The organism is Pseudomonas sp. NC02, assembly GCF_002874965.1.
Lineage (GTDB): Bacteria > Pseudomonadota > Gammaproteobacteria > Pseudomonadales > Pseudomonadaceae > Aquipseudomonas.
The window spans coordinates 3,497,822-3,518,232 of sequence record NZ_CP025624.1; the positions used below are offsets into that span (position 1 = coordinate 3,497,822).

Annotated in this window: 13 protein-coding genes; 5 read left to right on the forward strand and 8 right to left on the reverse strand. The window is 62.7% G+C overall.

From position 1 onward, the window contains the following. The first annotated feature begins 178 nt into the window (after positions 1–178). Both C0058_RS16630 and C0058_RS16635 read left to right on the forward strand, forming a co-directional pair. Positions 179–889 carry a response regulator transcription factor gene (locus tag C0058_RS16630; protein WP_003217086.1) on the forward strand — a complete coding sequence of 237 codons (711 nt, stop codon included), beginning with the start codon at positions 179–181 and terminating at the stop codon, positions 887–889. Beyond that, a complete protein-coding gene (locus tag C0058_RS16635) occupies positions 886–2,352 on the forward strand; it encodes a HAMP domain-containing sensor histidine kinase (protein ID WP_008433761.1) in 1,467 nt (488 codons plus the stop codon). Before C0058_RS16630 ends, C0058_RS16635 begins: the two co-directional genes overlap by 4 nt. Here the strand turns inward: C0058_RS16635 and C0058_RS16640 are convergent. Together C0058_RS16640 and C0058_RS16645 are read right to left on the reverse strand one after the other, a co-directional pair. After that, complete coding sequence (locus tag C0058_RS16640; protein WP_102369109.1) at positions 2,315–3,256, reverse strand: alpha/beta fold hydrolase; 942 nt, start codon at positions 3,254–3,256, stop codon at positions 2,315–2,317. The genes C0058_RS16635 and C0058_RS16640 overlap by 38 nt on opposite strands. Further along, positions 3,213–4,175: an AraC family transcriptional regulator gene (locus tag C0058_RS16645; protein ID WP_102369110.1), complete on the reverse strand. Its 963-nt coding sequence runs from the start codon at positions 4,173–4,175 to the stop codon at positions 3,213–3,215. The genes C0058_RS16640 and C0058_RS16645 overlap by 44 nt, the downstream gene beginning before the upstream one ends. A 97-nt stretch (positions 4,176–4,272) precedes the next feature. Between C0058_RS16645 and C0058_RS16650 the strand changes: the two genes are divergently transcribed. After that, the gene (locus C0058_RS16650; RefSeq protein ID WP_102369111.1) at positions 4,273–5,232 is read left to right on the forward strand and encodes an oxidoreductase; all 960 of its coding nucleotides are present in this window, start codon (positions 4,273–4,275) and stop codon (positions 5,230–5,232) included. 58 nt (positions 5,233–5,290) lie between these two features. After that, on the forward strand, positions 5,291–6,499 hold the full coding sequence (locus tag C0058_RS16655) for a serine hydrolase (protein ID WP_102369112.1): 1,209 nt from the start codon (positions 5,291–5,293) through the stop codon (positions 6,497–6,499). Here C0058_RS16655 and C0058_RS16660 read toward each other — a convergent pair. Next, entirely contained in the window at positions 6,459–8,747 is a 2,289-nt protein-coding gene (locus C0058_RS16660; protein ID WP_102370274.1) for an ATP-dependent DNA helicase, read from the reverse strand. The two genes, C0058_RS16655 and C0058_RS16660, sit on opposite strands and share 41 nt — an antisense overlap. Beyond that, positions 8,744–10,393 (reverse strand): VRR-NUC domain-containing protein, encoded by a 1,650-nt coding sequence (locus C0058_RS16665; protein WP_102369113.1) that lies wholly within the window; start codon positions 10,391–10,393, stop codon positions 8,744–8,746. The genes C0058_RS16660 and C0058_RS16665 overlap by 4 nt, the downstream gene beginning before the upstream one ends. Positions 10,394–10,581: 188 nt before the next feature. Here C0058_RS16665 and C0058_RS16670 point away from each other — a divergent pair, with 188 nt between their 5' ends. After that, positions 10,582–10,806 (forward strand): YgdI/YgdR family lipoprotein, encoded by a 225-nt coding sequence (locus C0058_RS16670; protein WP_102369114.1) that lies wholly within the window; start codon positions 10,582–10,584, stop codon positions 10,804–10,806. A gap of 188 nt (positions 10,807–10,994) precedes the next feature. On the opposite strand, the gene C0058_RS16675 is transcribed toward C0058_RS16670, so the two are convergent. The 4 genes from C0058_RS16675 to C0058_RS16690 form a co-directional block, all read right to left on the reverse strand. After that, positions 10,995–12,425, reverse strand: a complete 1,431-nt coding sequence (locus tag C0058_RS16675) for a lipase (RefSeq protein WP_102369115.1) — start codon at positions 12,423–12,425, stop codon at positions 10,995–10,997. Between the two features lie 179 nt (positions 12,426–12,604). Continuing rightward, complete coding sequence (locus C0058_RS16680; RefSeq protein ID WP_102369116.1) at positions 12,605–15,715, reverse strand: autotransporter domain-containing protein; 3,111 nt, start codon at positions 15,713–15,715, stop codon at positions 12,605–12,607. 184 nt (positions 15,716–15,899) lie between these two features. Next, a complete protein-coding gene (locus C0058_RS16685) occupies positions 15,900–18,857 on the reverse strand; it encodes an autotransporter serine protease (RefSeq protein ID WP_102369117.1) in 2,958 nt (985 codons plus the stop codon). A 215-nt stretch (positions 18,858–19,072) separates the two neighbouring features. Continuing rightward, positions 19,073–20,410, reverse strand: coding sequence for a TolC family outer membrane protein (locus tag C0058_RS16690; protein WP_087694409.1), 1,338 nt, complete (start codon positions 20,408–20,410; stop codon positions 19,073–19,075). Between the last annotated feature and the right edge of the window lies 1 nt (position 20,411).

The following is a 20,411-nucleotide window of genomic DNA, read 5'->3' on the forward strand; positions in this document are numbered from 1 at the left end:
CGAAGCCCCTATGGCTGATAAACAAACTGTGGCGAGGAGGGCGTACTTTTGCCATTGCGATGAGTAAGGTTAGGCCCGGGGTGGTCGCGGAATCCTCACGCAGAGTTAAACAATTCGTGATAACTACACTGTTGCAAAAGCCGCACAATGCGCGAATCAAGAAGACAGGTTTTTATCAATGGATCAGCCCAAACGTGTCCTGGTGGTCGAGGACGATGCCCATATTGCCGATTTGATCTGCCTGCACCTGCGGGACGAGCAGTTCGAGGTGGTTCACAGTGCCGATGGTGACGAAGGCCTGCGCCTGCTGGAGCAAGGCGGCTGGGATGCGTTGATCCTGGACCTGATGCTGCCCGGCGTCGACGGCCTGGAGATCTGCCGGCGGGCCCGGGCGATGACGCGCTACACGCCGATCATTATCACCAGTGCCCGCTCCAGCGAGCTGCATCGCATCCTCGGCCTGGAACTGGGGGCGGATGACTACCTGGCCAAGCCGTTTTCCATGCCGGAGCTGGTGGCGCGGGTCAAGGCGCTGCTGCGCCGGGTCGACGCCATGGCGCGCAACTTGAAGATGGACGCCGGCAGCCTCGACCTCGGCCAGTTGTTCATCAACCCGCTGACCCGTGACGCCACCCTGCAAGGCCAGCGGCTGGACCTCACGCCCCGGGAATTCGACCTGCTGTACTTTTTCGCCCGCCAACCGGGCAAGGTATTCTCGCGCATGGACCTGCTCAACGCCGTGTGGGGCTACAGCCACGAAGGTTACGAACACACCGTCAATACCCATATCAACCGCCTGCGGGCCAAGGTCGAGGCCGATCCGGCCAACCCGGCGCGCATCCTCACGGTGTGGGGCCGTGGCTACAAGTTTGCCGAGCAATCGGCATGAGGCTGACCCTTACCCAGCGCCTGTCCCTGGTGTTCGCGCTGTTGCTGCTGATTTGCAGCGGCACGTCGGCCTGGCTGCAAGTGCGCTCCAACCACATGCATGAACTGGAAGTGGTGCAAGGCCTGTCCCGCGACCTCGCCGCGCACATCGCCCGGGATACGCAGTTGATGGACGCCGACGGTCTCAAGCCGGACGCGGTGCGCAACCTGTTCAGCCAGTTGATGCTGGTAAACCCGAGTGTCGAGGTGTACCTGCTGGACATTAACGGGCGCGTGGTCGGCAACGCTGCGCCCAGCGGCCACCTGCGCCGCGACCAGGTCAACCTGGAACCGGTGCGCCGTTTCCTCAGCGGCGCGATGCTGCCGATCCTCGGCGACGACCCACGCAGCGTCGACGGCCTCAAGGTGTTCAGCGCCGCGCCGCTGCGGGTCAACGGCCAGCAGGCCGGCTACCTGTATGTGGTGCTGCTGGGCGAAGCCCATGATGTGTTCGACGCCCGGGATGCCACCGGCATGGCACTGAACATCGCCCTGTGGTCCATCGCCCTGGTGGCATTGTTGTGCTTGCTCGCGGGTTTGACCGCGTTCGCCTGGATCACCCGGCCCTTGCGGCAACTGACCGAGAAGGTCGGCCAGTTCGACATCAACGGCGCACCGAAAGTCCCGCAGGCCGTGGCGCCCGAGGTTGCCAGCCAGGATGAAATCGCCGTGCTCGACCACGCATTCGTGCAGATGGAGAACCGCCTGGGTGAACAGTGGCGCGCCATCACCCATCAAGAGCAGGAACGCCGGGAGATGGTCGCGAATATTTCCCATGACCTGCGCACACCGCTGGCCTCCTTGCATGGCTACCTGGAAACCCTGTCCCTGAAAGACGCCAGCCTGACCCCGCAGGAACGCCGGCGTTACCTGGGCATCGCCCTCGACCAGAGCCGCAAGGTCGGCGGGCTGGCCCAGTCGCTGCTGGAACTGGTACGCCTGGAACACGGGTTTGTGCAGCCGGTCATCGAAGGCTTTTCAATACCCGACCTGGTGCAGGACATTTTCCAGAAGTTCGAACTGACCGCGGAAGCCCGGGCGATCACCCTCACCGCCAGCCTGCCGCCGGTGGTGCCAACCGTATTGGCCGACCTGGGCCTGATCGAACGGGTACTCACCAACCTGCTGGATAACGCCCTGCGCCATACACCGCCCAATGGCGAAGTTGAAGTGACCCTGGCCCCCAAGTCCGGTTTTGTTGAAGTCACGGTGAGCGACAGCGGCCCCGGGATTTCGGCGGATCTGCGCGAAGGTCTGTTCCTGCGCGCCTTCACCATTGGTGGGGCTCGACGCGATGGCGGCCTGGGCTTGCGCATCGTGCACCGGATCCTGCAACTGCACGGTCAGGAAATCCGCCTGATCGATGTGCCAGGACGCGGCGCGACGTTCACGTTCGCCCTAGAAACCCGAGCAGCAGTTCGTTGACCTTGGGCCCCTGCTCGTTCTGAATCCAGTGGCCGCAGTTGGCCAGGACGCTTTGTTGCAGGTTCGGCACGACGTCGGGCATGCGCTTGAGGGTGTGGGCTTCGAACACGCCGACCGGGTCGCGGTCGCCGATCAGGAACAGCGTCGGTTGCAGCACCTGCCTGCCGGCGAGAAACTCGGTACGCTGCCAGTTGCGCTCGAAGTTGCGGTACCAGTTCAACGGGCCGCGAAAGCCGTCATTGGCGAAGGTCTGAACATACACGTCGAGGTCCTGCTGGCTGCACCAGGCCGGGAGCTTGGCCGGCAGCGGCACACCTTCCAGCAGCTTCGCGCTGGCGGGTTTCTTCTGCAGGAAAACGTCCTGGTCCTGCATGAACAGCCGTAATGTCCGCTCGATATCGGCATCCAGTTCCTTTTCAGCCACGCCCGGGGCCTGGAAGTACAGGATGTAATTGAAGCGATCGGCGTACAGCTCGCGCATGATCTCGATCACCGGCCTGCGGGAGCGTCCGGCGAACGGTACCGACATCGTCACCAACTGGCTGACGCGCTCTGGCTCCAGCAACGCCAGGTGCCAGGCCACCACGGCGCCCCAGTCATGGCCAATCATGACGACCCGGCGATGCCCGAACAGGTCCATGGCGCCCTGGATATCGGCGCACAGGGTCAGCAGGTCATAGTCGGCCACTTCCGGCGGCGCGCTGGATTGTCCATAGCCGCGCATTTCCGGGACAAACACCCGATAACCCTGGGCCACCAGCGCCGGAATCTGCTCGCGCCAGGAGTGCCAGCACTCGGGAAACCCATGCAGCAACCACACCGGCGGGCCGCTCTCGGGGCCGGCGATGTGCACGTTCAACTCAATGCCGTTGACCTTGACCTTCTGCTGCTGGATTTCGCTCATCACTGGGTTCCTTGTGTGGGGTTCGCTCGCGGTATTCCCGGGGAGAACAAGCCATCACGCGCTTGAAAGCATTGCTGAAAGCGCTGTCTGACTGATAACCCAGGGACTGGCCGATCGTGGACACGCTGTTGTCGCTGGCTTTCAAGGCCTGTACCGCCAGGTGCATACGCCAGCGGGTCAGGTATTCCTGCGGTGCCAGCCCTACCCGTTGCTTGAAGTGCAAGGCGAAGGTGGAGCGGGATTGACTCGCCACGTCGGCCATTTCACTCAATGTCCAGCGCCGGGCGGGTGCTGCGTGAATTTCCCGCAGCACCGGGGCCAGCCTTGGATCCGTCAAGGCTCCCAGCCAGCCGGTGGTATGGGTGCCCATGGAAGATTGATAGAGCCGCAGGATTTGCACCAGCATCATTTGCGCCAAATGCTCGGTCATCAGCGCCGCGCCTTGTAACGGGCTGGCGTATTCCCGGGCCAGGCGATCCAGGCACCAACGCAACACGGCGGCCTGTTCGGAGTTGGCACTCACCCGCAACACCGGCGGCAGGCTATCCAGCAACAGTCGGGCGTCGTCCCCGTAGATAAAGCGCCCGGCGATCAAAAACAGATCCACCGTGTCCCCCAACGTGGCGATGCCGCCCACCGCGTCGGCATACACCTCACGTGCATCGAGTCCTTCAGGGCACAGATTGCTGGACAGCCTCCACGGGCGTGCCTGGGTCAACAGGAAACAATCTCCCTCATACAAGCGTATCGGTACTGCCAGCCCTTCCACTTCCAGCCAGCAACTACCCTCCACCACCGCGTTGAACTTGATGCCATCCGGCGCCGCAAAGTCAATGGCCCAGGTGCCCCCAGCCTTCAGGCCGGCGAAGGTCGAGCGATGGCTTTTTAACAGTGCCAGCACATCGGAAAGGGTATCCATAAAAGCTCCGGACGATCGCGACAGAAACACGGACTCTAGGGCATTCCGCGTCCGGGCTCCAGCGAGAGACTCTAGGCCTCCCATAAGGAGATCTTTCATGGCTGACAAACAAACCCCAATTGGCAGCGGCTTCGATGCCGGCACTACCGCCCAGCAAGCCTTGGCGGGCAGCGATTTGCGAGGCAAGACGGTGATTGTCACCGGTGGCTACTCCGGCATTGGCCTGGAAACGGTTCGCGTGTTGGTCGACGCGGGTGCGCAGGTGATCGTTCCCGCGCGGGATCCTGAAAAGGCCGAACGCAACCTCTCGGGCATCATCGGTGTTGAACACGCCAGCCTGGATTTACTCGACCCGATTTCCATCGACCGTTTTGCCGAAAACTTCCTCGCCAGCGACCGGGCATTGAACCTTCTGATCAATAGCGCCGGAATCATGGCCACACCACTGCAACGGGATACGCGAGGTTTCGAAGCGCAGTTCGCCACCAACCACCTGGGCCACTTCCAGCTAACCGCGCGGTTGTGGCCGGCGCTGCGTGAGGCTAATGGCGCACGAGTGGTTTCGGTATCATCCCTCGGCCATCGTCTCAGCCCTGTGCATTTCGATGACCCGCAATTTGAACACCGCCCCTATGACAAGTGGCTCGCCTACGGCCAATCAAAAACCGCCAACGCACTGTTCGCGGTAGCACTGGACCGACGAGGTAAAGCGGAGGGTGTGCGCGCATTTTCCGTACACCCGGGGGAAATCCTCACCGACCTGATCCGCTACCTGGACAAGGACGACCTGGCATTCGTCGGCGCACTGGATGAGCACGGCAATATCCGCCGCGCCAGTCACTACAAGAGCCCCGAGCAAGGCGCCGCGACCTCGGTGTGGTGCGCTGTCAGCCCGCAACTGGAGGGCATGGGCGGACTCTACTGCGAAGATTGCGATGTGGCCGCTTCGTCGCAGGATGACACCAGCCGTAACGGCGTATGGCCCTGGGCTGTCGACCCGGAGCAGGCCGAACGCTTATGGGCAGTGAGTCAGCAGTTGTGCAATGTCACGTTGTAGTCCGGGACCCCAGCGTTCATATTTGGCAGTCATGCACTGCCAATGAGCGACCTGAACCATGCAGCCTCCTGCCAGATACCTCGTGCCCCTTGCCGCCTCCCTTTGCGCCACCCTCGCCTGCGCCGACAGCCACGACCCACTGCTCGCCAAGCGCGTGGATGCGGTGGTCGACAGCGCCATTGCCGACAATCGCCTGGTGGGCACCGTGGTGATGGTGCTGCGGGACGGGCAGCTGGTTTATCACCGTGCTGCCGGCTTGGCGGACCGCGAAGACGGGCGCCCGATGACAGAGGACACGATCTTTCGCCTGGCATCGGTGACCAAACCGCTGGTATCCGCTGCCGCGATGCACCTGGTGGAACAAGGTCGCTTGGGCCTGGACGATCCGGTCAGCCGCTGGCTGCCCGACTTCAATCCCAAGCTGGCGGATGGCACCATCCCGGTGATCACCGTCAGCCAGTTGCTCAACCACACCGCCGGCCTCAGCTACGGATTTCTGGAAAGCCCGCAGGGACCCTACCGCACCGCCGGGGTTTCCGATGGTTTGGGCGAGCCCGAGATCAGCTTTGCCGAGAATCTCAAGCGTATCGCGAGCGTGCCCCTGAGTTACCCGCCGGGCACCGGCTGGCAGTATTCGATGGCCACCGATGTGCTGGGTGCGGTACTGGAAAAGGCGTCCGGCCAGAGCCTGCCGGCATTGCTCCGCGACTCGGTGACCGAACCACTGGGGCTAAGCGATACCGGGTTTTCCGTGACGGATATAAAACGCCTGTCCGCCGCCTATCAGGATGGCTCGCCACAGCCGTTGCGCATGGTCGACAAGGCCACGATCACCTCGGGCAACAGCACCGCGCTGTTTGATGTGCGGCGGATTCTCGATCCCCAGTCCTACCCTTCCGGCGGCGCAGGCATGGCCGGGACGGCAGGTGATATTGCGCGGTTCCTGGAAACCATTCGCCGGGGCGGCGCTCCGATCCTGTCGGCACACAGCGTGCAGTTGATGGTCACCGATTCGGTCGGCGCCAAGGCGCAAACCCAGGACCCGGGCTGGGGGTTCGGTTATGGCTGGGCGGTGCTGGATGACCCGGCGTTGACAGGCACACCGCAATCCCGGGGCACCTTTGAATGGGGCGGCGCCTACGGTCACAGCTGGTTTGTCGACCCGCAGCAGAAGCTTACGGTGGTGGCACTGACCAATACGGCTTACGAAGGCATGTCCGGCCAGTTCACCCACCAGTTGCGGGATGCGGTGTATCCGCCGCAGTGATCGACCACCAGCGCGGTAATAACTGCCGCACCCGCGCTTCGCCAAACCGGTCATCAATCAGCATTACCACCCCTCGGTCCTGCTGGCTGCGGATCACCCGGCCCGCAGCTTGCACCACCTTCTGGATGCCCGGATAAAGGTAGGTGTAGTCATAACCGGCGCCGAAAATCGCGCCCATCCGCAGCTTGAGCTGCTCGTTCACCGGGTTGAGTTGCGCCAGGCCCAGGGTGGCGATAAACGCGCCAATCAGGCGGGTTCCCGGCAGGTCGATGCCTTCGCCGAATGCCCCGCCGAGCACGGCGAAACCGATGCCCTGGCTGTGCTGGGTGAACTGGTCGAGAAATGCCTGGCGTTCAGCCTCGGCCATGCCCCGTGACTGCTGCCACAGCGGGATGTGCGGGTGTCGCTCGGCAAGCAATTGCGCCACTTGCTGCAGATAATCAAAACTGCTGAAAAACGCCAGGTAGTTGCCCGGCGCCTGGGCAAACTGCGCTGCAATCAGCTCGACGATGGGCTCCAGGGACGCCTGGCGATGGACAAACCGGGTGGAGATCCGGTCGACGATATGCACCCGCAGCTGCTCGGCCTTGAACGGTGATTCCACATCCACCCAGGCCGTGTCGGGCGGCATTCCCAGCAAGTCCGCGTAGTAGTGCCGCGGGCTCAGGGTTGCGGAAAACAACACGCTGCTGCGGGCCGCTGTCAGCCGGGGCCGAATGAATTCGGCGGGCACCACGTTGCGCAGGCACAGGTTTGATGAACTGCGCTTGCCGCTGAGTTCGCGTTTGCTGATGTCGAAAATGAAGTGTTCGTTGAACAGCTCGGCGACCTTGGCAAACTGCAAGGCCTCGAAGTAGAAGGCTTGCAGTTCGCCATTGAGTGCTTCGGGATGGTCGTTGAAATATTCACCCATAGCGCTGGTGCACAGACTCAGCGCCTGCAGCAGTTTGTCGGGTTTCTGGGCGTAGGCCTGATAAGGCGCCACTTGCTCCTTGTGCAGGGCATTCCACTCACGGTTCAGGCGCTGGAGCGGCTTTTTCAGCGGCTCGGGTGCGATCTCGCGCAGGGTCTTGAGCGTGTACTGGTCGAGGGCCGCGCTGTACATCGAGCGGCCACGCTCCACCAGGTTGTGGGCTTCGTCCACCAGCACCGCGACGCGCCACTGGTTGAGCTGGGCCAGGCCGAACAGCATGGCGCCGAAGTCGAAGTAATAGTTGTAGTCGGCGACCACCACGTCGGCCCAGCGTGCCATTTCCTGGCTCAGGTAATAGGGGCAGACGTCATGGGCCAAGGCGACTTCCCGCAGGTTGCGCTGGTCCAGCAGGCGCACGCGGGAAGCGGCTTCGCGGGCCGCCGGCAAGCGGTCATAAAAACCCTTCGCCAGTGGGCAGGAGTCGCCGTGGCAGGCTTTGTCCAGGTGTTCGCAGGCCTTGTCCCGCGCCACCAGCTCCAGCACCCGCAATGGCAGATCGGGGCTGCTGTCATACAGCACCTGCGCCGCATCCAGCGCGAGTTTGCGGCCCGGGGTCTTGGCGGTCAGGAAGAACACCTTGTCCAGCTGTTGCGGCGCCATGGCCTTGAGCATCGGGAAAATCGTGCCGACGGTCTTGCCAATTCCGGTAGGCGCCTGGGCCATCAGGCAGCGGCCGGTGCTGACCGCCTTGTAGACCGTTTCCGCCAGGGCGCGCTGGCCTGGGCGAAACGCCGCATGGGGAAAGCCCAGGGTAACCGCTGCGGCATTGCGGGCTTCGCGCTGGTGCATTTCCTGTTCGGCCCAGCCGAGGAACAGGGCGCATTGCTGCACGAAGAATGCCTGCAGGTCATCAGCCTGAAACCGTTGGCTGAGCAGCGTCTCATGCTCGCCAACAATGTCGAAGTACACCAGCGCCAGGACAATCTCCGACAACCCGAGCTTCTGGCACATCAACCAGCCGTAGACCTTGACCTGTGCCCAGTGCAGTTGCCGGTGGTTTGCCGGTTGTTTGTCCAGGTCGCCGCGATAGGTTTTCACCTCTTCCAGCTGGTTGCGGTCCGGGTCGTAGCCATCCGCCCTGCCCCGGACTTTCAACTGCTGGTATTCGCCCTCCAGCGCGACTTCATTCTGGTAATGGGCGCTGCGCCGCGAGGCCACGGTGCGGTGGCCGACAATCCCTTCCTGGGCACTGGGAGACGGGGTAAAGCGCAGGTCGAGGTCGCCGACCTTGGCGGTGAATTCACATAACGCACGCACCGCAACGCTGTAGCTCAAGCGGCCTGCCCCGCCCAGCGCACATAACACACAGTGACGGGCATCTGGTGTTCGCCGCAGAACTCCAGCCAGCGCAGCTGGTTGTCCTGCAGGCGATCACCGGGGCCTTTGACTTCGATCATGCGGTAGGTTTTTTCTTCGGGCCAGAACTGGATCAGGTCGGGCATGCCGGCGCGGTTGGCGCGGATATCCAGCAGCAGGCGTTCGAACCAGTGGCGCAGGTGCGCCGCAGGCAGGCAGTCGAGGGCCTGATCGAGCAGTTCTTCGCTGAGCACGTTCCAGAACACGAAGGGTGACTGGATGCCCCATTTGTCTACATAACGCTGGCGAATGGTGTGCTTGTAGCGCCCATCGTCCAGTTGGCCCAGGCACTCGGCGAACAGCTCGGCGCGCCGCAGATGAAAATCCTCGCTGTGCAGGTCTACCGGCCCGCGCTGGAACGGGTGGAAAAACGACCCCGGCAACGGCGCGAAAATCGCCGGCCAGCACAGCAGGCCAAACAGCGAATTGATCAGGCTGTTCTCGACGTAATGCACGGGTGCACCATGGTCGCTGAGGTGCGCCTGTACGCAATACTCCACCGACATCATCGGTTCCGGAGCCGGCAGTTCGAGGTCCAGGCGCACGATCTCGCGAGGTTTTGCCTTGGGCAGCGCCGGCTCGCCGAGCTTGCGTCGCAGCCTGGGTATCACGCGCAGCAAGTGCTGCTGTTCGGCAGCGCTTTCCGGGGCCTGTTGCGCCTCACGGGCCAGCCCCATCGCCTGGGCAAAATCCTCCTGGCGCTCCAGCACCCGGATCAGCCGCGCCCGTGCGCCCGGATAGGTGCAGCCCCGGTAGATAGCTTCCGCCAGGGCCAACTCGGCGCTGCGCTCACAATACTGGCCCACCTGGAACAACAGCTTGGCTCGACGTTTCTCCAGCCAGGGGTTGTCGGTGTGCAAGGTAGCGATTTGTTCCAGCACGCCATCGAGTGCCTCGCCCGCTTCAAAGGCCTGCTGGCACTGATGCAGGAACAGGAAGCCGTGCACATCGTCACGGCTGCGCAAACCGCGGGATTCGGCGCAGAATTCGACTTTCTCGTAGGTAAAGATCCCCAGGTCCGCCAACACAAATTCCGACCAGTCCTGATAGAGATTACCGAAGAACATCAGGCGCAGGCGGTCGCACAGTTCCATCACGGTGAGGCTGTAAAGCTGATCGGCCAGGTCCGGGCACCAGTGCTGGAAGTGACGCAGTTCACAAAACTGCGTTGACAGCGTTTCCAGCCAGTCCGCCTTCCTGGCCTTGGGTTGCTCGATCCAGGGTTTGAACGCCGCCAGGATTTCCGCTTTCTGCAACAGGCCGAACAACTCGCCGAACGACAACAGGCATTGGTCCGTCACCCAACCCTGTTCCAGCAAAGGCACGACCGCCTCGTGCACCGCGCCGATCTCGACATAGTTGAGCTTGCCCGCCCGGAAATGCGCGCCCTTGCGCATCACCATGCGTACCAGTAACGCCTGGGATGCCTGCGGCAAGCTGTCAAATTGCTGAATGAAATGCTCTTCGTCCGGGGCCAGCAAATCGGCATAACGCTGCCCCAGCCAGGCGAGCACTTGGCGGAAGTTATGCAGGTAATAGAGCGGATCTTCTAGGGGATTGGACATTTCAGGCACTGGATCAACCACTGTTTATGCATACAGAGTGCCGTCCCTGACCGACTGTTGCAATCAGTAATAGATCAAAGGCACACGCAACTTTTTGCGTAATAATGATCAGATGGCTGTCAGCCACATTAAATGAGTCTCCCCCGACCGCTCAGGTGCGGGGTTTTCGAAGGATCAGGGTAAGGGTTATGAGCATGAAGAATTTGGGTCTGGCGGTGGGTATGTTCACGTTGCTGGTATTGGCCGGTTGCTCCACGCAGACGGTGGTGACGTTGCAGAACGGCACTCAATACCTGACCAAGGACGTGCCCAACGCGAAAACCGCCGATGGCTTCTACGAATTCACCGATATCGCCGGCAAGCATATTCGCGTCAAGGCCGATGACGTCGCGACCGTGATGAAGGAGAAATAAAAAGTGGGAGCCCGTCGGCTCCCACTTTTCTTTGCCATGATCGTTCCCACGTTCTACGTGGGAATGCATCCCGTGACGCTCCGCGTCACCACTGCGCAAGACATGAACCGTGGGTTGGCCGTTGGACGCAGAGCGTCCGGGGCGGCGTTCCCACGCAGAGCGTGGGAACGATCAATCCGTGGCGCTACTTAGCCGATGGAAACCCCATCGCCCCAAACCCCGACGAGCCCGACGCCAACCAGCGTCACCGAGTCCGCGCCAAAACTCAGCACGGTATCGCCCCCCACCACCTTGGCGTGGTCACGCCAGTCCGCACTGCCCTCCACGTCCCGGAACACCAGCTTGTCGGTCGGCTGATAACCAATCACCCGGTCCTGCCCAAACTGCCCGCCGAACACAAAGGTGTTATGCCCGCTGTTGTCGCGGATCGTGTCATTGCCCTTGCCGCCCTCGATGAAATCCACACCCTTGCCACCCTGGATCAAGTCATCGCCATCACTGCCGATGATGAACGTGTTGCCCTTGTGCGGCTCGGCATTGCGGTTGAGGTCCTGCACCCAGGTATTGGCCCGGGCCGGGTCCGACAGGTTGGCCACGATAATCGTCGAGTCCCGGCTGGTCAGGTCGTAGAACTGCGAGTCCAGGACCCGCGTCATGCCATCCCCATACCCGGTGGGCAAATGAGAAAGCCAGGTGGGAACATTGACGATGGAAAACGGCAGGACATTCCACAGCGTCGACGCGTAGTGATCGTTGAAGCTGACGATATTGTCCGTGGTCGACTCATGGGGCTTGTCGTGCACGCCCAGTGACGAGAAGTTGAACGACGAGCCGTCCAGCGCGCGAAACACCGGGTCGTTTTCATAACCGATGTTCAGCACCTTGTCGCCGGTACTCTGGGTTGGCGAGGCATAGGCCACATAGTTGGAGTCCTTGTAGAACCCCGACCATTTATTGCCGCTCAGGTCGGCCATGCTGTTGACCGCCAGGCCACCCAGGCTATGACCGCTGACCACCACGTCCTTGCCCGTCAGGCCATGACTGCCGGCATACGCCGCGACATCCTTGAGCAAGGTGCCGAAGGCTTCGCCGGCGTAGTTTTTCGCGTAGTCCTTGGGCCCCAGCGCCGCCAGCAGGTCACTGACCAGATCGCCGATGGAGTCGCTGATCAAGGTTTCCCGAGGCCCCGAAGTCCCGCGAAAACCAATGCCGATTTCCAGCAGCTTGCCGTCGCCATCGTACTTGCCCAGCACTTCCACCTGCGCGGTGGTGTAGCCGGGCTTTTCACCGAAGAACGTGCCCCGGGCGTCCACCTTGCCGCCGTAGCCCAGGGTACTGGCGCTGATGGGCGTCCAGCCGGCCTTGTTGACCGCCTCGAGGGCGGTTTTTTCCGAATCCGGGTTCCAGGGAATTCCCGGAATCACCCCCTGTGAATCGGTGCTGCCCAGCAGCGCCCCCACCAGAGTGGCGGGCAGCCCCAGGCCAAAACCGTTGTGCTGGTAACCCACGGCAAAGCCGTTGTCCAGATTGTGATAGGAGTACAGCGTGATCGCCATGGCATCGGCGAACAACGCTTTGGAGCCCTCGGTGCCGAGGTTTTTATAGTCGAAAACACCCATGGTATTGCCTCTCTTTTGTTGGAATTGTCGAGAAAGCCGAATCTACACAAATGGACGATTGGAACCGGATCAATGTGGGAGCGGGCTTGCTCGCGAAGGCGGTGTGCCAGTCGGTGGATGGGTTGACTGATCCACCACTTTCGCGAGCAAGCCCGCTCCCACATTTCGAACCGCAGTGTTTAGAAAGCCCAGTCCAGGCTCAAACCCACCCCGTGGACTTTCTCCTTGCTGGCCAGCAGGCCGTTGTAATCCAGATTCACCTTCGCCTCCTTGCTAAGCGCCAGGCTGACCCGCGCCCCCACCAATGCCGCATCACGCACCATCGACGAACTCTCCACAGTGAACGAAGGGCCGCCCGAGGCAAACGCCAGGTGCCGCTCGGAATCGACGCTGCTCAGGTTGTGCTGCCAACCCAGGGTGCCGGAAAGCTCCAGTTGCTGATGGTCATTGATATTCAAGGTTTTCAGCGCTCGAGCACCCAGGGTACTCAACACCACATCGCGGCTGTCATCCCGGCCCTTCAAGGCCGCCGCATCACCCTTCTCGGTAAACCCATCGGCATCCAGATGCACATACGCCAGGTTGGCGAACGGTTCCAGGGCCAGGGGTTGCAGGTTCAGGCGATACGCCGCTTCGGTAAACACCTGGGTACTGCGGGCATCCACCTTGGCTTTCTGCTTGCCGGCGACTTCACCGTATTGCAGCTCGCGCTTCACATCGGCGCGGTGCCAGCTGTAGGTCGCACCACCGCTCAAGCGCAAGGCACCGATTTCATGCCCGGCATACGCACCCAGGTGATAGCTGTCCACCGATGCCCGGGAATGGGTGTCGCTGCCCATGTTCAGCGATGTATCGCTGTACCCCGCCACCAGGCCTACACGGGTGTCTTCATCCAGCGCGCCGTCCACACCCGCCAGCATGCCGCCAATGGAGGTGGTGTAGCCCGCCGTATCGCTGCCGCTGTTGGTCTTGCCCCAGGCGCCCAACGCCTTGACCCAGACGTTGCCACGGCTATCGACGGTCTGGCTCGATGCGCCCATTGCCCCTTGCTGCAAACGCTCGCCCACGGCTTCGCGCAGGTAGCGGTTGTCATTCACCAACGCGGTTTCCAGCGCCGGGTAGATTTCCCCGGACAGCTGCTGGAATGCACCCTGGGCCGAAGCCGCATTCGGCGCCAGCAACAGGCTTTCGTACACGGCGTTGCCCGCGCCCAACTGCTCGGCAGCAGCGGCCACCGAACGTTGGTTCGGGGTGGCGGCCACACTGGCAAAGGTGTTGGCATTGCGCCCCACATCCAGCTGCACGCCGTTGGCGGCGTAGTTCAGGGTACCGCCGATAAACAGATAGTTGGGCAGCACCGAACCGAAGCTGCCGGTAATCCCGCCCGCAGCCTGCAGGATGTTGTACTGGCGACCGATCAGGCTTTCGGCCTGGGTCTGGGTCAGCAGCGTCGGGCTGTTTTCCAGGGCCAGGGTCACCGTGCCGCCGCTGAGGGTGGCCTTGCCACCGGCGACGATGCGATCACTGTTGGTGGCCGACAACTCCACCGCATAGGTGGAGCCCGCCGCGAAGTTCACATCCCCGGCCACGTTCAGGGTGCCGATGGAGTTGCCCGGCGCCACGGTACCGCCGCTGTTCGCTGTCAGCGAACCAATGCGCCCGGAACCACCCACTACCCCGCTGTTACTGACGGTGACGTCGGAGGTGATCGAGCCATTGATCGCCAGCAACCCTTGGTTGACCAGGGTCGGGCCGCTGTAGGTGTTGGTGCCGGTCAGTACCAGCGCGCCAATGCCCTGCTTGGTCAGGCCGCCATGCCCGGAGATATCGTTGCTCCACACATCCAGCCCGCAATGCACATCGGTGCACGTGCGCTGGGTCGGTTTGCCGGCATCCACCACGGCGCCAATCCCTGGCAGGTCCGCGACAAACTGGCCGGAGCCGTAGGCGCCGTCGATACGAAACTCCGCCGGGATATCCCCAGCCGTCACAAACATCCCCGGGCCGTTGATGGCCTTGCCCAGGTTGATCATGCCCCAACCGTACAGGGAGTCGATGCCCGGTGCGCCGAGGTCGGTCGCGGTGGTTTTCAGCAGCGTGGAGATCTGGTCGCCGCTCATGTACGGGAAGCGCTCCATCAACACCGCTGCACTGCCGGCCACATGCGGCGCGGCCATGGAGGTGCCGTTGAAATTGGCGTAGTCGGTGGTCAGGTTTTCCAGGGAGGTGCCGTTGATCACCGAACTGTAGATCTTGGTGCCGGGGGCCGCGACGCAGAAGCTGGCGGCATACCCGCAGCGCGAGGAAAACGTACTGATCACGTAAGGATCGGAACTGGCGGTGTCGGGATTCTGTTGCAAGGCCGCCACCGACAGCCAGTTGGGTGCAATCTCCGGCACGAAGTACGCCAGGCCCGAGATCGCATCCGGGTTGTTGCGGTTGTAATCGTTTCCGGCGGCAAAGATCGTCAGCACGCCGCTGCGGGCCGCATCAATGGCGCCCTGATAAGCGCCACCTGCGATCGTCCCAAGGATCGGCCGAATGTTATTGAACTGCGCCTGGGCTTCATTGACCGTGAAGTTGGGGAATGCCGGATCTCGGCCGCCCTTGGCGTACTGGTCACCGATGCCGATGCCCCAGCTGTTGTTGATAATGCGTGCGCCGCTGGCCACCAGCGCGTCCCAACCGGCTTTGTAGACCGCACCGTCGTTGCCCAGGATGATCCCGTCTTCGGGGCCCGGGTCACCGTTTTCGGCGCTGATGATCTGCGCATCGAACGCCACGCCGTGCATTGGCCCGCCGTCGCGGTTACCCGCAGCGATCCCGCCTACGTGGGTGCCGTGATTGCCGAGCTTGCCGTTGGAACCCAGGGAAGGCGTGCCGTCGTAGCGAAACGCGTCCCCGGCCTTCACCGGGATGTACGGGTCGGTGTATTGGCGAATGCCTTCGGTCACGATCGTGACGACTTTGCCGGGGCTGGCGAATTCCGGATGCTGGGCATACACCGGCTGGTCGAAGATCCCCAGCTTCACACCCTTGCCGGTGTAGCCGGCGGCGTAGGCGGCGTCTGCATGCACGGCGCCCAGGCCCCAATCGGCCTTGAATTCATTACTGCGCCAACTGGCAGCATCTCCCAGTTTTCCGGTTTCCACGTAGGGTGCGGCCTGGGCGGTACCCAGGCTGGCCAGGCAACACAGCAACGCGCCGTATGGCACGCAGCTCAGGGCCTTGAGCGGGTAGCCCGGGCCTGTTGGGATGGCGGATTGAAACCCTCGTTTTGTTTTTTTCACGGTGACCTTCCTTAGTTTTTATTGCACTTGTATAAATCACGTTTCTCCCAAGCGTCGCCGACCCAATGTGGGAGCGGGCTTGCTCGCGAATGCGGTGGCTCAGCTACAGGTGCGTCGACTGACACACCGCATTCGCGAGCAAGCCCGCTCCCACAGTTGACCTCTTTCGGCCTCAGGATCTTGCTCAGAACTGCCAGTTCAGGCTCAAACCCACACCCTGGATTTTTTCCCGGCCAGCCAATTGGCCGGTGTAGTCGAGGTTGACCCGTGTGCTTTTGCTCAACGCCAGGCTCGCCTGCACGCCCACCAATGCCGCGTCGCGCATCAACGGCGAGCTTTGCACCGCAAACGACGGCCCTCCGGCGACAAACGCCAGGTGCTCTTCGGATTCAACGGCACTCAGGCTGTGCTGCCAGCCCAGCGAGCCGGAAACGTCCAGTTGCTGGCGGTCATTGAGGGGGAAGGTTTTTGCCGCCCGCAGGCCCAGGGTGCTCAGCACCGCATCGCGGCTGTCACTGCCACTCTCCAGCGCGGCGGCGTCGCCTTTCTCGTGAAAGCGTTCGTTGTCCAGATGCACGTAAGCCAGGTTGGCGAACGGCTCCAGCGCCACCGAGGACACGTTCAAACGGTAGGCCGCTTCGGTAAATACCTGGGCGCTGCGCGCATTCAGCTTGCCCTTCTGCTTGCCGCTGACTTCGCCGTACTGCAAGTCGCGTTTCACGTCGCCGCGATGCCAGCTGTAGGCACCGCCGACGCTCAAGCGCCAATTGCCCAGCTCATGCCCGGCGTAGGCGCCGAGGTGGTAGCTGTCGATGGACGCCGATGAATGCGTGCCGCTGCCCATGTTCAGCGAGCTGTCGCTGTAACCGGCCACGAGACCGGCACGGGTCTGCTCGTCCAGCGCGCCGTCGACACCGGCCAGCATGCCGCCCAGTGAGCTGGTGTAGCCTGCCGTGTCGCTGCGGCTGTCGGTCTTGCCCCAACTGCCGAGCGCCTTGACCCACACGTTGCTCTCACCGGTAACCGGCGTATGGCGCAGGCGCTCGCCCACGGCATCGCGTACCTGGCGGCTGTCATTGATCAGCATTGTGCCGATGGCCGGGTAGATTTCTCCCGACAGCTGCTGGAAACCCGACTGCGCCGTGGCTGCCGAGTCTGACCGCAGGATGCTTTCGTACACCGGATTACCGGCGCCCAACTGCTCGGCGGCCGCCGCCACCGAACGCTGGTTACGAGTGGCACCGACACTGGCGAAACTCGCATCACTGCGGGCAATGTCCAGTTGCACACCGTTGGCGGCATAGTCGAGGGTGCCGCCGAGGAACAGGTAGTTGGGCAACACGGCACCGAACTGGCCCTGGACCCCGCCAGCCGCCTGGAGGATGTTGTACTGGCGCCCCACCAGGCTTTCCGCCTGTTGCAGGCTGAGCAGGGTCGGGCTGTTTTCCAGGGCCAGGGTCACGGTGCCGCCGCCGAGGATTGCCTTGCCCGTGGCGACAATCCGGTCGCTGGTGGTGGGGGTGAGTTCGACCGCATAGGTCGAGCCGGCGGCGAGGTTTACATCCCCGGCCACCTGCAAGGTGCCCACGGAATTGCCCGGCGCCACGGTGCCGCCGCTATTGACCTGTAACGCCGCGATGCGACCGGAGCCGCCCAACGTGCCGCTGTCATTGACCGTCACCGCGGACGTCAGCGAGCCACTCACCGCCAACCGGCCGCCATTCACGGTGGTCGGGCCACGGTAGGTGTTGTCGCCCGCCAGGATCAGGCTGCCCGCACCGGATTTGGTCAGGCTGCCTTCGTAGATACGCTGGGCCGCGGCTGCCGCACGGGCAGTGCCAACGGCATAGTCCGTCTGGTCCTGCTGACTCGCGCCGGCGCCCACGCCGTTCTCCCAGCCCTTGTCGCGCAGGGTTTGCTGCCAGGCCAGGGTTTCGGCGCTGTCTTCGGCCTGACGCTGGATCAGCGCCTTGTCGGAGATCGCATTGCTCCACACATCGCCCTGCCCGGCCGCCAACGTGACATTCATCGGCCCGAGCAATTGCCCGGGCCCGTGCATTGCTCGGCCAAGGTCCGGCACGCCCCAGCCGACCTGAGTGGTCGGTGCATCGGTGACCGCGCCATTGAGCTGGGTGGCCGTGGTCAACAGCACCTGCAAGGCCTGTTCGTTGTTCAGGTATGGATAGCGTTCCATCACCAGCGCCAGTGCGCCGGTGGCATGGGGCGCCGACATCGAGGTGCCGGATTTCACCCCATAACCGCCATCGGGAATGGTGCTGTTGATCAACGCCCCGGGGGTGGAAATGCACCAGTACTTGGCGATGCCGCACTGGTTGTATTTCTGGTTGTTCGCCTTGTCCAGGCCCGATACCGCCAGCCAGTGGCCTTCCAGCTCCGGCTGGAAATAAGGCAAGGCCGAACGCACGCTGGCGTTGGCGTAGCCGCTGTTGCCAGCACTGAACACGTTGATCACCCCGGCCTTGGCCACCTCCGCAGCGGCATCCAGCCAGGTGTTCTGGTTGTAGTGCTGGGCATAGGCAGCGTGCAGGTCGCCAATGGTCTGGTAGCTGACATCCTTGGGTTGGCTGCCCCAACTGTTATTGATCGCGCGCACGCCGGAATCCACCAGCGCGCTGTACACCGCCTTGAAGTACTTGGGGTCTGGCGAGGGGCCGAACAGGAAGCTGTCGCTGGCGTTGGTGTTGCCGACGTAGATCTGCGCGTTGTACGCCACGCCGTGCATGCCCACGCCATCGCGGGCTGCGCCCATGGTGCCGGTCACGTGGGTGCCGTGGGAGTCATTGTTTGGGTTGAGCGCGCCGGTGGTCGTGAAGGGGCTACCATCGACATAGGTGCCGCTGGCGGTGACCGCGTGATAGCGGTTTTTTGAGGCTTCGGGATGGTTGGGGTCGAAACCCGAATCCAGAGCGCCGATCTTCACGCCACTGCCGGTGATGCCGCTCGCATAGGCCTCGTTGGCTTTCATCCGCTCCAGGCCCCAGTCGCTCTGGAACTCGGCGGAACGCCAACTGCCGGGGTCGCCGACTTTGCCGGCTTCGATGTACTGCCCGTGGGCCGCCACTGACAGCAGCAGCAAGGAGCCTGCGGTGAAGGGTTTGAAGCGAGGTGAACCAGTGATCATGAAGAGTCCTTTTTCTTATTGTTGAAATACCTGTGGCGAGGGAGCTTGCTCCCGCTGGAGTGCGCAGCGCTCCCAAGATCTTGGGGCCGCTACGCAGCCCAGCGGGAGCAAGCTCCCTCGCCACAACAAGCGCCCTTGCCACAGAAAACTCCCTTGCCAAAACAAGCGCCCATGCCACCAAAGCTCCCTTGCACCAAGTGCTACTCGTCCAGGCATCAGCGGCTCTCAGGACCAAACGCCTCGTCCACCTTGGCCAGGTCGGTGTCACGCAAGTTGCCCGCGTAGTAATGCAATTTGGTCCAGGCCATCAGGTAGTCGTACCGTGCCTGGGCCAGGTCGCGACGGGTGCTGTACAACTGCTGCTCGGCGTTCAGCGCATCGAGGTTGACCCGCTCGCCCCCGAGGATGCTTTGCTTGGTCGAGACCACCAGCGCTTCAGCCGAAGTCAGCGCCTTTTGATACGCCCGCAACTTGCTGACGCCCGACAGGCAAGCACTGAACTGGCGTCGCAGTTCGATCAGGGTTTCGCGGGTCTTGCCTTCCAGTTCGTACTCGGCCTGCTCCATGGCGCGGCTGGCCTGGCGGGTGGAAGCCGAGACGCCGCCACCGGCATACAACGGCATGCTGACTTCGATGCCGATGGTGTTGGTGTCGTAGCGCTGGTTGTAGGTGTTGCCGCTGTCGGATTCCTGCTGGCGCGAGCTGGCATACGCCGTGATGCGTGGCAGGTGCCCCGAACGGTTGCGCTCCACTTCATAACGCGCCACTTCCACGGACTGGCGTTGCGAGGCCAGGTTGGGGTTGTTGGTCAGCGCCAGTTCGTGCCAGGTGTCGTAATTGGCCGGGGTCAGGGTGAAGGCGGCAAACCCCGGGTTCAGCGGCGCCAGGTCGTTGATATTGACGCTCTGCACGCCAATCAGCGCCCCGAGTTCGCGCAGCGAGGCGTCCTGTTCATCCAGCGCCTGGATCTCTTCGGCAGTCGCCAGCTCATAGCGCGACTCGGCTTCCAGGATGTCGGTGCGGGTGCCCTCACCCTGCTGGAACAGATGCTGGTTCTGCTGGAACTGCTGCTCGTAGGCCTTTTTCTTGGCGCGGGCAATGTCGATCTGGTCCTGGGCAAACAACGCCTGGGTGTAATAGGTCAGCACCCGCACCAGCAGCGCCTGGCTCTTGTCGCGGAAGCTCTCGTCGGCAAACAGTGCCTGGGCCACGCCCTTGCGGTAGTTGGCATAGGCTTCGTAGTCGAACAGCGGCTGTTGCAGGGTGAACGTGGAGCCATAGCTGTTGTAGTTGCGGTCATCGTGATAATTGCCGCCGCGCCCGTCGGGCAAGGTGGCCTGGGAGTTGTTGCGGCCCTTGTTGTAGTTGTACGAGAGCTTGGGCAGCAGGCCGGCGCGGCCGATGGTGCGGTTTTCCAGGCCGGCGTCGCGCTCCTTGATGGCGCCGAGGAATACCGGGTCGTTGCGCAGGGCCTGTTCGTAGACATCGAACGGGCCCATGGCGGCCTGGGCGCTGCTGCAGGCGAGCAGCAAGGCGATGAACATCGGCTTCATG

Excerpts from the sequence above, each read along its gene's own strand:
- C0058_RS16630 (WP_003217086.1), top strand. The coding sequence starts at position 179 with ATGGATCAGCCCAAACGTGTCCTGGTGGTCGAGGACGATGCCCATATT.
- C0058_RS16635 (WP_008433761.1), top strand. The coding sequence starts at position 886 with ATGAGGCTGACCCTTACCCAGCGCCTGTCCCTGGTGTTCGCGCTGTTG.
- C0058_RS16640 (WP_102369109.1), bottom strand. The coding sequence starts at position 3,256 with ATGAGCGAAATCCAGCAGCAGAAGGTCAAGGTCAACGGCATTGAGTTG.
- C0058_RS16645 (WP_102369110.1), bottom strand. The coding sequence starts at position 4,175 with ATGGATACCCTTTCCGATGTGCTGGCACTGTTAAAAAGCCATCGCTCG.
- C0058_RS16650 (WP_102369111.1), top strand. The coding sequence starts at position 4,273 with ATGGCTGACAAACAAACCCCAATTGGCAGCGGCTTCGATGCCGGCACT.
- C0058_RS16655 (WP_102369112.1), top strand. The coding sequence starts at position 5,291 with ATGCAGCCTCCTGCCAGATACCTCGTGCCCCTTGCCGCCTCCCTTTGC.
- C0058_RS16665 (WP_102369113.1), bottom strand. The coding sequence starts at position 10,393 with ATGTCCAATCCCCTAGAAGATCCGCTCTATTACCTGCATAACTTCCGC.
- C0058_RS16670 (WP_102369114.1), top strand. The coding sequence starts at position 10,582 with ATGAGCATGAAGAATTTGGGTCTGGCGGTGGGTATGTTCACGTTGCTG.
- C0058_RS16675 (WP_102369115.1), bottom strand. The coding sequence starts at position 12,425 with ATGGGTGTTTTCGACTATAAAAACCTCGGCACCGAGGGCTCCAAAGCG.
- C0058_RS16685 (WP_102369117.1), bottom strand. The coding sequence starts at position 18,857 with ATGATCACTGGTTCACCTCGCTTCAAACCCTTCACCGCAGGCTCCTTG.
- C0058_RS16690 (WP_087694409.1), bottom strand. The coding sequence starts at position 20,410 with ATGAAGCCGATGTTCATCGCCTTGCTGCTCGCCTGCAGCAGCGCCCAG.